This is a genomic window from Bacillus sp. F2HM (genome assembly GCF_019266135.1).
GTDB classification, from domain to species: Bacteria; Bacillota; Bacilli; order Bacillales; family Bacillaceae; genus Bacillus; species Bacillus safensis.
In genome coordinates this window covers 1-13,913 of the sequence record NZ_LRMO01000005.1, presented here as the reverse complement: position 1 = coordinate 13,913, position 13,913 = coordinate 1, and the positions used below count along the sequence as shown (strand labels likewise).

General features: G+C 40.1%; 15 protein-coding genes and 1 pseudogene. 9 read left to right on the top strand and 7 right to left on the bottom strand.

Annotation, left to right across the window (positions count from 1 at the left end; translation table 11 throughout):
- Window positions 1–166: 166 nt before the first annotated feature.
- Window positions 167–1,918, bottom strand: a complete 1,752-nt coding sequence (gene ggt / locus AWT60_RS03460) for a gamma-glutamyltransferase (protein ID WP_076840904.1) — start codon at window positions 1,916–1,918, stop codon at window positions 167–169.
- 227 nt (window positions 1,919–2,145) lie between these two features.
- Between ggt and AWT60_RS03455 the strand changes: the two genes are divergently transcribed.
- The 6 genes from AWT60_RS03455 (at window position 2,146) to AWT60_RS03430 (ending at window position 5,733) form a co-directional block, all read left to right on the top strand.
- Window positions 2,146–2,604 (top strand): ASCH domain-containing protein, encoded by a 459-nt coding sequence (locus tag AWT60_RS03455; protein WP_076840903.1) that lies wholly within the window; start codon window positions 2,146–2,148, stop codon window positions 2,602–2,604.
- A gap of 206 nt (window positions 2,605–2,810) precedes the next feature.
- Window positions 2,811–3,428, top strand: coding sequence for a DUF47 domain-containing protein (locus tag AWT60_RS03450; protein WP_024426775.1), 618 nt, complete (start codon window positions 2,811–2,813; stop codon window positions 3,426–3,428).
- 15 nt (window positions 3,429–3,443) lie between these two features.
- A complete protein-coding gene (locus tag AWT60_RS03445; protein ID WP_017359158.1) occupies window positions 3,444–4,442 on the top strand; it encodes an inorganic phosphate transporter in 999 nt (332 codons plus the stop codon).
- Between the two features lie 145 nt (window positions 4,443–4,587).
- Window positions 4,588–5,358 (top strand): type II toxin-antitoxin system SpoIISA family toxin, encoded by a 771-nt coding sequence (locus tag AWT60_RS03440; RefSeq protein ID WP_024424960.1) that lies wholly within the window; start codon window positions 4,588–4,590, stop codon window positions 5,356–5,358.
- Window positions 5,333–5,503 carry a type II toxin-antitoxin system SpoIISB family antitoxin gene (locus tag AWT60_RS03435; RefSeq protein ID WP_024424961.1) on the top strand — a complete coding sequence of 57 codons (171 nt, stop codon included), beginning with the start codon at window positions 5,333–5,335 and terminating at the stop codon, window positions 5,501–5,503. Before AWT60_RS03440 ends, AWT60_RS03435 begins: the two co-directional genes overlap by 26 nt.
- A gap of 98 nt (window positions 5,504–5,601) precedes the next feature.
- Complete coding sequence (locus AWT60_RS03430) at window positions 5,602–5,733, top strand: type II toxin-antitoxin system SpoIISB family antitoxin (protein ID WP_120207232.1); 132 nt, start codon at window positions 5,602–5,604, stop codon at window positions 5,731–5,733.
- Here the strand turns inward: AWT60_RS03430 and AWT60_RS03425 are convergent.
- Entirely contained in the window at window positions 5,722–6,621 is a 900-nt protein-coding gene (locus AWT60_RS03425; RefSeq protein WP_076840902.1) for an N-acetylmuramoyl-L-alanine amidase, read from the bottom strand. The genes AWT60_RS03430 and AWT60_RS03425 overlap by 12 nt on opposite strands.
- Window positions 6,622–6,931: 310 nt before the next feature.
- Between AWT60_RS03425 and AWT60_RS03420 the strand changes: the two genes are divergently transcribed.
- Window positions 6,932–7,480, top strand: a complete 549-nt coding sequence (locus AWT60_RS03420) for an ImmA/IrrE family metallo-endopeptidase (RefSeq protein WP_024424963.1) — start codon at window positions 6,932–6,934, stop codon at window positions 7,478–7,480.
- A gap of 26 nt (window positions 7,481–7,506) precedes the next feature.
- Here AWT60_RS03420 and AWT60_RS03415 read toward each other — a convergent pair whose 3' ends face one another.
- Window positions 7,507–8,130, bottom strand: a complete 624-nt coding sequence (locus tag AWT60_RS03415; RefSeq protein WP_076840901.1) for a poly-gamma-glutamate hydrolase family protein — start codon at window positions 8,128–8,130, stop codon at window positions 7,507–7,509.
- 242 nt (window positions 8,131–8,372) lie between these two features.
- Between AWT60_RS03415 and AWT60_RS03410 the strand changes: the two genes are divergently transcribed.
- Window positions 8,373–8,744 (top strand): DUF5412 domain-containing protein, encoded by a 372-nt coding sequence (locus tag AWT60_RS03410; RefSeq protein ID WP_076840900.1) that lies wholly within the window; start codon window positions 8,373–8,375, stop codon window positions 8,742–8,744.
- 38 nt (window positions 8,745–8,782) lie between these two features.
- On the opposite strand, the gene AWT60_RS03405 is transcribed toward AWT60_RS03410, so the two are convergent.
- A complete protein-coding gene (locus tag AWT60_RS03405) occupies window positions 8,783–9,607 on the bottom strand; it encodes a methyl-accepting chemotaxis protein (protein WP_041105915.1) in 825 nt (274 codons plus the stop codon).
- Between the two features lie 218 nt (window positions 9,608–9,825).
- Here AWT60_RS03405 and AWT60_RS03400 point away from each other — a divergent pair, with 218 nt between their 5' ends.
- Window positions 9,826–11,298, top strand: a complete 1,473-nt coding sequence (locus AWT60_RS03400; protein WP_218676901.1) for an FAD-dependent oxidoreductase — start codon at window positions 9,826–9,828, stop codon at window positions 11,296–11,298.
- Between the two features lie 35 nt (window positions 11,299–11,333).
- Here the strand turns inward: AWT60_RS03400 and hag (AWT60_RS03395) are convergent, their stop codons facing one another.
- The 3 genes and pseudogenes from hag (AWT60_RS03395) to AWT60_RS03385 form a co-directional block, all read right to left on the bottom strand.
- On the bottom strand, window positions 11,334–12,155 hold the full coding sequence (gene hag, locus AWT60_RS03395) for a flagellin Hag (protein ID WP_024426770.1): 822 nt from the start codon (window positions 12,153–12,155) through the stop codon (window positions 11,334–11,336).
- Between the two features lie 289 nt (window positions 12,156–12,444).
- On the bottom strand, window positions 12,445–13,380 hold the full coding sequence (hag, locus tag AWT60_RS03390; protein ID WP_202739159.1) for a flagellin Hag: 936 nt from the start codon (window positions 13,378–13,380) through the stop codon (window positions 12,445–12,447).
- A 230-nt stretch (window positions 13,381–13,610) separates the two neighbouring features.
- Window positions 13,611–13,913: pseudogene (locus AWT60_RS03385) on the bottom strand (Kelch repeat-containing protein); the annotation flags it as partial.

The window sequence follows — 13,913 nt, the reverse complement described above, 5'->3', positions numbered from 1 at the left end:
GTACTTCAAATTGCCAAGAGCCTTCGGTTGTCCGATCAGCTATGTATGATTGATGTTAGTCTATATATTATTCAAACTATTCACAGGTGTCAACTCTGTTTTTTTCATTTAAACAAAAAAAGAAACGCCATCTTGAAGAGGCGCTTCTTTTCCCGGGAAATGGTTTTTAATCAGCAGATAGCTTTAAATTGACACCGACAGCGGTTCCATTTCTCGAGGAGTCAGCTACTCCTGTAAATGTCCCTGCTTTCCGATCAATGAGTAAGGCTTGCACATTTCCTATATCAATAGGTGAACTGCCAAAACGGTGACCCATATCATTTAGCTTCGTTCTCACATCAAGGGGAACACCTACTTCGTAACGGTAAGAAGTTGTACTGTTTGTATAAATCCGCGGCTCTTCCACCGCATCTTGCAGCTCCATGTCGTATTCAAGCAAGTTTAGGATCGTTTGTGAAACAGAAGCAATAATGGTCGTTCCTCCAGGTGAGCCCACAGTCATGACCGGCTCGTTATCTTTGAATATGATGGTCGGGGTCATACTGGATAATGGACGCTTATTCGGCTGGACTTCATTTGCTCCGCCTGGTCTTGCGTCAAAATCTGTTAGTTCATTATTTAAGAAAAAGCCATATTCCGGAACAAGAATCCCTGTACCAAATAACTGTTCAATGGTTGTTGTGAATGACACGACATTTCCCCACTGATCGGCAACAGTAAAATGAGTGGTCTCGCCAATGGTTTTATCTTCTGGCTGCGGGATAATTGGGGATGGATTTTTTTCATCCTCATACGCCCATGGATCTCCTTCTTTCGGGTTTTTGTTCATTTGATCTAATTGAATGAGAGAAGCTCTTTTTGAAATGTAATCATCGTCTAGTAGTCCTTTTAGTGGAACATCTACGAATTCGGGGTCGCCTGCATATGCAGCACGGTCAGCATAGGAGAGATGCATTGTTTCAGCTAGCAGCTGATATTTTTCGAATGATTTGGGGTCATATTGTGATAGATTGAAGTGATCTAGTATTTTGAGCATTTGCAGCATAAACACACCGCCTGAGCTTGGTGGAGGCATACTGGCAAGCTGGTATCCTTTATAGTCCCCCCAGATAGGCTTGTCAGTCTTGGCCTCATAACGACCAAGGTCATCAGTAGTCATCGTTCCGCCAAAATCTTGGACTGTCTTTGCAAGTGCTTTTGCTACTTTTCCTTCATAAAATGCTTTGCTTCCTTTTTTTGCAATGAGCTTAAATGTTTTCGCAAGACCTGGCTGTACAAGCAGATCACCTTCTTTGAGCGGCTGATCATCTGGAAGAAAGATTGGCGCTGCAGCCGTTTTTTTCAGCTTTTCTTGATGATCTTCAATGGCTTTTGCCAGAACAGAATCGATTTCAAATCCATCCTCTGCAAGCTGAATGGAAGGCTCAATCAATTCCTTCATCGAACGGGTTCCCCACTTATCTAATGCTGCTTCGAGACCTTTTACTGTCCCTGGAACACCAACCGCATTACCGTGTGTGGACCGCTCAGCAAATGGGATGACTTTTCCCTCATCCGTTAAAAACATGTCAGGTGTTGCGCCCTGTGGTGCTCGTTCTCTACTATTGATGATGGATGTTTCTTTTGTCTTTCCATCATAAACCATCATAAAACCACCGCCGCCAATTCCAGACATCATTGGCTCTGTCACATTCAGTGCGTACTGGATGGCAACAGCAGCATCCACTGCGTTTCCACCTTTCTTCAATACATCAGCACCTACTTCTGATGCCAGCGGGTGAGCAGTAGCCACCATGCCATCTTTACCAACAGCTACTTTACTCCCATGAGATTCGTTCGCATTGACTTGGCTGACAGGCAGAAAAAACGAGAAAACAAACAGACATATGGACAAAACAGTTAGAGAAATGCGTTTCATCAACAACACCCCTTCCATATTCTTACTTTGACCTTACCGACTTCTTGACCAGAATACAATAGATTATTCTAAAATTTCAAAAATTTTCATCCTATCATCCTACATTTCCCAAATCAAACATTGTTTTTCAAAACATATGACGCACTCACTCATTAGGAATAAAGACACATTATTTCCAACGATTCAGCTTCAAGGTATAATAAACACAACAAAGAGGGGGAAAAACATTGAACAACAAAAGCAGATTATTTTGGGAAGACTATTGGAAAAAGAAATCAGAAAAAGCACCTGCTGATGCGTTTGTTTCGGCGTGGGCATTCGGCTCAGATCCTGATCATTTGCTTGATCTTGTAAAGCAAGGAAAAAAAACAGCCACTTGTTCTGGACACCTTTTTTATGAAAAGGAACAGGAGCCGCTTCCACAACCCGGACAATATGCGGTCATTTTGGACAGCCAGGAAGAGCCAAAAGCCATCATTGAAATTACACATGTAGATATCATGCCAATGAATGAAGTCCCCGTATCATTTGCACAAGCAGAGGGTGAAGGCGATTTATCTTATGACTATTGGTACAGAGAACATAAAGAATTTTTCACAGAAGCACTCCAATCATACGGTTTAGAATTCAAAGAGGATATGCTTCTTGTTTGTGAACGGTTTAAGCTGATTCATTCAGCTTCTTAGCCTTTAAGCGGCGCCAAATATGGCCCGCTTTTTTCGTTGCTTTTCCCCTTTTAGAAAAAGGTGAGTTGAGATCACATCTTTAGGTCAGAATAAGATCAAATAGAAAAAGTGAAGAAATTTTCGACTACACCTGTTTTTTTTCGACAAAAGAATATATAATTATTTGATGTGTGCATTGTCTCATTTATACAATGGAGGGTTTTTACATGTTAAAAAGGAAAAAAGACAAGTTTTCCGTCTTGTTAACGGAAATTGCTAAAAATTTAGATGAAACTGCTGAGTATTTTGTTAGCTATAAAGTAACAAATCAAACCACTCTGAAAGAATTTTCTGACACATTGAAGGAATATGAGACAAAAGGTGATAATCATGTTCATACCATGATTAAAGAGCTGAACAAAGCCTTTATTACACCGATTGAACGTGAAGACATTCTTCAATTGACGAATAGCCTCGATGATGTTTTAGATGGAATTGAGCACTTTTCCGCAACATTAGAAATTTACTCAATTACAAGCTCTGACGAACATATCGACAAATTCAGCCACTACATCAGAGAGTGTGCGAAAGAAATTTTAATCACAATTGATCTACTAGCTGAAAATCGCTTGAAAGATATTCATCCGCACGCAATCAAGATTAAAGAGATTGAACATAATTGTGACAATCTTCATCGTAAATCATTAAAGAACTTGTTTGGAAAAGAAACAGATCCAATTAAAGTGATTCAATACAAAGAAATTTACGAAACACTTGAAGAAATCGCAGATTCCTGTCAAAGTGTTGCCAACAATCTAGAAACAATCATTATGAAGAATGCGTAACGGGGTTAGTTAAACATGGACACATTACTCATCCTTACCATACTTATTGTCATTTGTGCACTTGCTTTTGATTTCATTAACGGGTTCCACGATACAGCAAATGCCATTGCGACTTCAGTTTCAACGAAGGCATTAAAGCCTAGACATGCGATCATCATGGCAGCGTTCATGAACTTCTTAGGAGCAATGACATTTACAGGTGTGGCAAAATCCATTACAAAAGACATCGCAGATCCATTTACACTTCAAAACGGCTCTGTTGTGATCTTGGCTGCTTTAATTGCCGCTATCACATGGAACTTGCTTACTTGGTATTACGGGATTCCGAGTAGTTCTTCACATGCATTAATCGGATCAATTGCAGGTGCGGTTATTGCCTCTGCCGGTTTTGGCGCTTTAAACTATTCGGGATTCATTAAAATCATTCAAGCACTTTTGCTTTCACCTATCCTAGCTTTCGTATTGGGATATATCGTGTATACCATTATCAAAATTATATTTAGAAACAACAATCTCGCAAAAACAAATAAACAATTCCGACGTGTTCAAATTTTAACGGCTGCACTGCAATCGTATACCCATGGGACAAACGATGCGCAAAAAGCGATGGGAATTATTACGATGGCTTTAATTGCAGGTAATTTGCATACAACAGACGACATTCCTTTCTGGGTACAATTCTCTTGTGCGCTTGCAATGGGACTCGGTACTTCTATCGGCGGCTGGAAGATTATCAAAACAGTCGGCGGTAAAATTATGAAAATTCGTCCAGTAAACGGAGTATCTGCCGACTTAACGGGTGCAGCTATTATCTTCGGTGCGACGTTTATTCACTTACCTGTTAGTACGACTCACGTTATCTCATCTTCTATTCTAGGTGTAGGTTCTGCACACAGAGTCAAAGGGGTTAACTGGGGTACGGCAAAACGTATGCTTGTCACTTGGGTAATTACATTACCGATTTCAGGAACTCTAGGAGCTCTTATATACTTTGTGTTAAATGCGATTCTCTAATATCAAAGACCTGTCTGACAGGTCTTTTTTTATTTGCCCGTACACTTAAAACCCTTCTTCTGCAGGACATTTTTTCATGAAGCAGGGTTTCCAATCATATCCATAGAAATAAACAAGTATTCATCTGTCTATGGGAGAGAAGAACATGCTATTATTTTTTCAATTGACTGTATGGTTATTGCTAGGTGCTCTGGCTGTGTATGTATTTGCGGTTTGGCGCTTTGAACAAAAAGTAAAAGAAAAGATGTTTGCCATTCGTAAAACGTGGTATTGGATTTATGTAGCAGGTGCTGTTGTTTACTGGACAAATGACCCTTCTTCTATCTTCACCGACTGGATGCACTACTTGATCATTGCCGTATTTTTCGCATTAACCGATGCTTTCATCTTTCTTAGCTCCTATATTAAGAAACTCGGAAATCATGAGCTGGAAACTGACACGCATCAACTCCTTGAACAAAATAACGATCTGCTTCATTCCTACCTCAATAAACTAAAAACGTACCAATACCTATTGAAAAATGAACCGATCCATGTATATTATGGAAGTGTAGAGGCATATATAGAGGGAATTGAGCGGCTGATTTATTCTTTTGCCGACAAGATGAATATTCAAGCGGTGCTTTGTCCATACGATATGCAGGAACAAAAAGACGACCTGCTTCGGACACTTGACCAGCGGGCTCTTATTCAGGCGAAGCTTGACAGGCAGGAAGTATATTACGATGATTTCGGTCATTTAGTGCTCATCCCATTTTCTGTAGCAGATGCTCATTTTGTCATTAAGCTCACCTCCGATGAGATTGTCACGGAGTTCGACTATTTATTAATGACATCACTTACAACAATTTATGACCTAATCTTGCCTGACGAAGAGGAAGGTGATGAAGATGGACCACGCACTTCAAGGGGATAACAACAATCCTAAGAAAAACCCTTTTAAGATTTTAAAGAAAAAACGCCATATCAGTATGGCCGATTATAAGGTAAGCCCCCATACTGAGCGAATTTTTAAAAAGAATGAACAGCTTCTGGATGAGTATAAAAATAAAAAGGCTTGATTACACTAAAGGACGCGGAACGAAATCCGCGTCCTGATTCCATTTTTACATAGACTTGCATACAATACACTATACGCTGCAACGATTGAGGTGCCAAAATGAAAAAGAAAATCAAACAACTGAGATATGTTCAGTTTGCCGAATATCAGCCGTCCCCATATACTAAGCGATTAATTGAAAAGAGTGAAACAGCCATCCAATCATACAAACAGAAACACTCACTGATTTAACAGTTTAACCAGCTTCTCCTTCGTTTTAGGACCGTATATTCCATCACTTGTCAAACCGTTCACCAGCTGAAAGCGCGCTACGGCATTCGCCGTTTTTTCCCCGTAAACACCATCGATGCCTTTATCTGCAGCCGATTTATCAGGATAAAAATAAACAGCAGCAAGCGCTTTTTGGACGAGGCGTACGTGCTCTCCCTTCGTTAGAGGCGAAGTCACCTTTAAAATCCCATCTGGCAGCTCATACATCATTTTTCCATCGTTTCGATAAATTTTGAGAACCTGTCCAATTTGAATCTTGTTCGGGTCGCTAATGTTATTCCACTTCTGAAGATCTTGCACTGTGACGTCATGAGCTTTGGCAATACTCGTTAACGTATCCCCGCTTTTGACGACATACGTGATGACCGTCTCAGGGTCTCCTGCTGTTTCAATTCCTTTTTTAAATTCATCCCATGTAGCGAGAAGCAGGCGCGGACATGCTTTTCCAGACCAGTGCTGATGTGTGACCACATTCGCTAGTGGAATGTTATGTTCTTTCAGCAGCTTTTGAATGAGCCATTGCGCATGTTTGACCGCTTGCTGGAAATTTCCATCTTCATTTTCACAAATTTCAATACCGATCGACTTTCTGTTCCCATTTCCATGTCCGTCCCCTGCATGCCAGCCATTTTCATTTAACGGCAGATGTTGAAAGATTTCATGATCATCCACTGTAAAGTGCCAGCTCACTTCTGTCGTTGGTCGTTTCACATATGCCGCATGACTTTTCGCATCCGCTCCCTTTGACGTGTTTGCTGTGTTATGAACCGTCACATACATCGGTGTCATGGCGTATCCTGGGCGGTTCCCGTTTCCAACTGGAATAAAATCTTGATAAATTTCTACCATGTTCTGCACTCCCTTTTGCTAAATTGAATTGATCTTTCTCATCAATTGGTGGCGTTCGTAAGACAACTTGGGTTTGTTTTAGTGATAAGACTATGGTAAAATTTGAATTCAATCCACTCTTTTTAGTAATGGAAAACGCAAAAATGAAGAAAAAAACAGGAATTAATTCCATTTTTCCTTGATTTTATGTTAAAATTGTTAAAAATAAGCCGATATTAAAAGTAAGTAATAGCTTCATTAGCTATTTAGTCCTATATGGACTTTTCTTTTACGCCAAAAACAGAACATACGTTTGCATGGAGGTTTTTAAATGACTGGTTTTTTAACCCATTTAGAAGAAGAGATTAAACGGTTATATGCCAAATTACAAATAAGCGGTCCTGCTTATAGAGACATGCAAAGGATCGCTTCTGAATTTCATGTATGGGTTCACTATGAGGATACTGGCAGCATGATGATCAAACATCAAGGTCTTTACAGTATTATATTAAACAGATCTCTATCGTCAGAGGAACAATGGCAGGATTTTGCCCACGAGCTTTGTCATGTTCTGAAGCATGCAGGCAATCATTTCAAGATGCACAAACTCTTTCGAGAACTGCAAGAGTTTCAGGCTAAACAATTCATGTATCACTTTTGTGTGCCGACCTTTATGCTGATGCAAATGAAGCTTCCAAACCTTCGGCAGCAAGCTATTTTGCACATTGCGCAAACATTTCACGTCACCTGGGCCTTCGCTGAAAAGCGACTCGCCTTGTTCGAACAGCGAAAAGCAGGCATTCGCTTCCAACAAGAGTTTACATCTTATTTAATGAAAGCCGAGAAGGTCGCGGAAAAAGAAGCTGTTTATCAAACGTAAGCCTCTTCTGCATAGGGCGACAGGGTTTATCCATAAAGATTTAATACTTGCTTGAGTACATTTGTGTACCGATAAAATTGCTCATTTTGCGTTTCACGGCGATAGCGCCGTCTGAAGTCTTGAAAGAATGCTCTTCTTTGCGCCTGACTGATTTCAAGCTGTACACTTTTTCCGGTCAGACATTGATTATTAATATTGTGAGGATGTGTTCCAGAATAGCGATCAGATTCAGATAGCAGCACTGCGGGAAATCCATTAAGCGTTAAACGTTTCACTGTTTCTGCCGCTTTTTCTCTGTCTGTCCCGCCCACTAATGTTTGAAGCACCTCCGTTTCCCCGTAGCCATGGAGCGCAAACGTGTAATGATGGGTATGCACTAGAGAAAGGCAGACCGGCTCATTGAAACGTGTGCTTGTAATATGAAGCACATGATTGCCTTTCACTTTAAGGCCTTCAAATAAATACATAGAATCATCACTTGCGATTTCATGAATGAGCTCACTCACGCCAGATTCAATTCCCCCAGCATGAGGGGACAAAACCAAAAGCTGGTCTCCTTTCCGCTCGTGAAGAATTTGATAGTCGATTCCCTCTCTTTCATGAGCGGAAAGCTCTTCATAACTTTGATATGTATCAATGATTTGCGTCATTCCATCTTCCCCATTTCTCTATATGAGCATAAGTCTACTGATCTTAAATTCTTTTGTAAAGGGATTTCGCATGACCTATCGACTTAATACATCCTTAAATTTTCCTTATCTTTTCGGCTATCTGTTGAATTTTGAGAAAAAATGACCGATAATTGAAATGAATAGAACTTTTGGACTATATGAATCTTTTTGCATTCTCTCTCATAAATTAGAAATATTGTGATCTACATCTGGAGGAATTCATGTTAAAAAAGAAAACCACCATCACCCTTGTCATCTTAATCCTTAGCTTCGCTGGCATCATTTACTGGAAATGCTTTTCTCTTCAAGGCGTATCTCACGGAACCTTTATCCGCTCGATGACATCACCTGACGGAACATATATCATCAACACCTATCGACATAGCGGAGGGAAACTAAAGGAGAACGCAGTTAGAGCAGAGATTGAAAACAAACTCACCCGCCGAAAGAAAACGATTTACTGGAAATACCCTGATAAAGACCCTCTCATTAAATGGAAAAATGGACAGCTTGTTCAAATTGGGCATGAGTTTTTAAATGTGGTAAAGGGAGAAACATACGATTATCGCTTTGACCGGAACAAAAGAAAATAGCGTATCAAAAAAAAACGAATCCCTCTTGGATTCGTTTTTTACGTTGACATCACATGCTGCATGAATTCTTTCATTTCTTTACTTACGCTCGTTAGTCGTTCCACAATTTCACTAAACTCTGTCACAAGTAAAGCCTGCTCTGATGATGAACCTTTCATATGGTCCATACTCTCAAGTAATGTATGTATATTAGAGGAGATCCCTTGCAGTGAACTTTCAATGTTTTCTGTTGCACGTGAAGTTTCACTTGAAAGCTTTTGAACCTCACTGGCTACAACACTAAAACCAGCCCCCTCTTTTCCTGCCCTGGCTGCTTCGATTGACGCATTCAATCCGAGCAAACTCGTTTGTTTCGAAATGCCCTTAATCATTTTTGTAATATCAGATGTTTTTTTCGAGCTTTCAAGTGTTTGCTGCGTTTGTAAGGTCATTTCCTCACTTGTCGCAGAAAGCTCTTCTGAATGTGCCGCCACCACATGCACCTTTTCTTGAATACTTTGAATGATGTCATTTAATGACTCCATATATGCTTCAAGCTCTAATTGATTTTTAAGTGGATAACCTAAAGCGAGTGCGCCGATCACTTGTTGATTTTCATCAAAAATTGGCAGACCCATTGCATTTAACGGTATTCCGTAAACCGATTCAGGCACAAACATACTTGATGTCTCACCTCTGAGCGCTTTTTTCATATTTAAATCATCTGGCTTAATGAGTTCTCCGGCTCGAATTTGAAAATCCACATCTTTCGATGGCAAATACAGCAAGAATTTCTCTCGATCAATGACACCCATCGTCACTTCGTTTTTTAAAATCTGCATCATATAAGGTGCTGCTGTCACAATACTCTGTAGTATATCCAATTTCTCTACCCCCTTATATAGTTTATCGGTCGTTCTTCTTAAATTAATAGTTACTTTTTAAAAATAATGATGATGATTAGAAGAAATTCTTCATAATTACGAGTAAAAAGAAGTACTTTTCCTTTCTATATTCAAACGCATATTTGCTATAATTAATGAATCAACATATGATGAAATGGTCATGTAACCATTTTGTGTATTCATTGGAGGCGCATGTTGTGACACAACCCATGAAATATGAGCGGGCAATCGTCATTGGCGGAGGAATCACCGGGATGCTCGCTGCAAAAGTTTTATCAACATATTATCATCAAGTCTTAATTATTGAAAAGGATGAACTGCCAGACTCTCCTGAGAATCGTCTCGGCACTCCTCAAGCCTTTCATCCACATAGAATGCTGCCACTTGGCAAACAAATCGTTGAACGTCTATTCCCTGGTTATACAAAAGAGTTACTGGCAATGGACGGATTTAATACCATGCATCAAACCTCTCGATTTATCACAAAAGATGGCGAGTTAACGCTCACTGATACAGAAGAAACTGCCGTCACAAGACGCGCGATGCTAGAGTGGGTGCTGATGCAAAGAATGGTAAAAGAGGAACATGTGCAGTTTTTAGAAAAACATGAAGCCATCTCGCTTCAGTTTAAAGAGGGAACAAATCAGGTCATGGGACTCATCGTGAAGAACCGGCAAATAAAACCTGGAAGCATTCATGAAATGAAAGCAGACTTAGTGATCGATACGTCTGGAAGAATGTCCAAATTGCCAAAATGGCTGAAAGACGCTGGATGGACCTTACCAAAGACTGATGAGTTACATGTGTTTCTAGGCTACAGCACAAGATATTATCACATACCATCAGAGGCCCCACCCCTGCAATCAATGGTCGTAGTTGGCCAGCCAGACAAGCAAATTCCAACAGGACTGTTTGAACGGGTAGATCATGATTTAGTGGCTGTTCTTCTTTCTGCAGCTGGCGGTTCACATTATCCAACAACGGATGCTGATCAATTTGATTCAGAAACCGCTGCACTGACCCACCCTGCGATAGCAGAAGCCATCACCCATTTAACGCCCTTTACAAAACCAAAAGGATTTAGAGTTCCTTCTTGCGTGAGACATCACTATGAACACATGCAGGATTGGCCAAGTGGATTATTGGTGATGGGCGATGCCTTGTGTACGTTAGATCCCATTCATGGACAGGGCATGACAAAGGCAGCCCTCGAAGCACAAACACTTGACCGTATGCTCAAACAAGCACAAAAAAATGAGCGGCTGTCTTTTGAAAAGGACACATTACAACAAATGCAGCAAGCGAGTGAACTTGGCTGGTGGCTTTGTGCGATTGCTGATTTGGCGTGGAACGGCGTCAAGTTAAAAGGAGAAACAACCATACCCCACTTGACGTTCGTACAGGAATTTTTAAATCGCTACGTACAATACGCCATTGTCACAAAACAGCCTAAACGTCTTGAAGCGTATCACCGGATGCATTCTTTTTTAACAGAACCGAGAGAAATCATCAACTTAGAACAGCTGCACGACATAATTCAAGCTGACACCTCAGGAGAAACCGCCGAATGGTGGAAGCAATGGGATCAAAAGAACGATGAAGGCAACCGAGCTTTTTTCCATGAAGCGGTTCCTGACTTCCGTCTAAAGCACTTGCTGTCATTCGATTGAAACAAAAAAAAGCCCCTTTAAAGGGGGCTTTTTCATTAACGTAATAATTGAAGTACGTTTTGCGGCTGCTGGTTTGCTTGCGCTAGCATTGCTTGAGATGCTTGAGAAAGAATGTTGTTCTTTGTGAACTCACTCATTTCTTTCGCCATGTCAACGTCACGAATACGAGACTCAGCAGCTGTTAAGTTTTCAGCAGAAGCACCAAGGTTATTGATTGTGTGCTCTAGACGGTTTTGGACTGCTCCAAGAGCTGAACGCTGTTTAGATACAGCGCCGATTGCTGCGTCGATTTTTGCTACTTCGGTGTCAAAGTTAAAGCCTTCTTCATTTACTTTAATATCTTTGACAGTCAATGTTTCAGCGTCCATTTTACCAATCTTTACATTGATATTTTGCTCAATGTTCGCTCCAATTTGAAATTGGAATCCATCCTCAACGCTACCATCCAACAAATTCTTTCCGTTAAATGCTGTACGCTGAGAAATACCATCAATTTCATCAACCAAAGCAGTGAGTTCTTCTTGAATAGCTGTTAAATCTTCTGTTTGTTGAGTCCCAACGTTACCTGCTTGAACTGTTAATTCACGCATACGTTGAAGAATCGCATGTGTTTCAGTTAATGCACCTTCAGCAGTTTGAATAAGAGAAATGCCATCTTGTGCGTTTTTAGACGCCATTTCTAATCCGCGGATTTGTCCACGCATTTTTTCAGAGATCGCAAGACCTGCTGCGTCATCTCCTGCACGGTTGATACGAAGTCCAGAAGAAAGCTTTTCCATGTTCTTTTGCCCTGCTCCATTGTTGGCAGACAAACGGTTCAGTGTGTTAAGTGCTGCGATATTGTGGTTAATTCTCATGTTAAATGACCTCCATGTGTTTGAACCAATTGGACGTCCTTATCCAAAAGTTCTAAATTAGAATTTTTTTGTAAGCCTTACAATCCATTTATCGAACTTTAATGGAATATGTTTAACAAAAAAGGAATAAATAAGGATAAAGTCTCATTCACTATGATCGTTTCGCTAGAGTATGCCAAATTTAAAGGTCATTTTTCATGATTTTATCATAGGGATTTAAGAATCATAAGAGTGTGGGGAATTCGAAGAAAAAACATCATAAAAAAAAGCCCCATAAAGGGGCCTTTCATTAACGTAGTAATTGAAGTACGTTTTGTGGCTGTTGGTTCGCTTGTGCAAGCATTGCTTGAGACGCTTGAGAAAGAATGTTGTTCTTAGTGAACTCACTCATTTCTTTCGCCATGTCAACGTCACGGATACGAGACTCAGCAGCTGTTAAGTTTTCAGAAGAAGCACCAAGGTTGTTGATTGTGTGCTCTAGACGGTTTTGGACTGCACCAAGTTTACCACGTTGAGCAGATACTTGGTTGATAGCAGCATCAACGATTTTCAATTGAGTATCAAAACCAACATCTGTTGCATCTGCTGCATTATCAGCAAATTTAGTTACATCAATATCTTTTACAGATTGATTAGCTAAGATTGTTCTTCCAGTTGTATCAGCTGGATCTTTAACTCCTAGTGCATCAGTGCTCATTTTTTCGATGTTCACTGAAATTTGTTGAGTTGCATTAGCACCGATTTGGAATACTAAAGATTGCTCACCAGCAACTGGTGCTGCAGGATCAGCAGGAGCTTTAAATGTACCATCTAACAATTTCTTACCGTTAAACTCTGTACGATTTGAGATACCATCTACTTCTTCTTGTAGAGCTTTAATCTCATCTTGAATAGATTGAAGATCAGTAGTTTTATCCTGTGTACCAGTGTTTCCAGCTTGTACGACTAGTTCACGAACACGTTGAAGGATTGAGTGAGTCTCAGTCAATGCACCTTCAGCTGTTTGGATAAGTGAGATACCGTCTTGTGCGTTTTTAGAAGCCATTTCTAATCCGCGGATTTGTCCACGCATTTTTTCAGAGATTGCAAGACCTGCTGCGTCATCTCCTGCACGGTTGATTTTAAGACCAGAAGAAAGTTTCTCCATGTTCTTTTGGCTCGCACCGTTGTTTGCAGACAAACGGTTTAATGTGTTAAGCGCTGCGATATTGTGGTTAATTCTCATTTCCTATTACCTCCATGTATGTGGGACCTAACAGACGTCCTTGTCTGAAAAAAGTCCTTTATTCTAGGGCTTATCAACCCTGACAATTCTATTATCGGATTTGTTTATAGGATGTTTAGAAGATTTTTTAAAAAATATCTTATTTTTTAATGACGTTATTCCTAATTTTAACAATTTCATCAAAATAAAAGCTGCTGATCTCTTATCAGCAGCTTTACAATTTATGAATATCAGTATTGCTTGATATCAAACATTAAGATATTTTGGTACACAACGTAATCCTTCTTACTTGTGAAAGGACCTTTATTGTGTTCATCATTGATTTCATAGAAGTTCATGCCAATTCCAAAACTTCTCTCTTTATACCAGTTTAGAAAATCGTTGATTTCTTTCATTGAAAGCAAATAATCCTTTTGCAGCCCGTTTATCATGGTAATTGAAAGTATACCTTTTGTTGATTCTTCACCAGGTTTTGTCCCGTCCTGATCTTTCGGTTCTTCGGTTGAACCATCGCCAGGTTTTGTCCCGTCTTG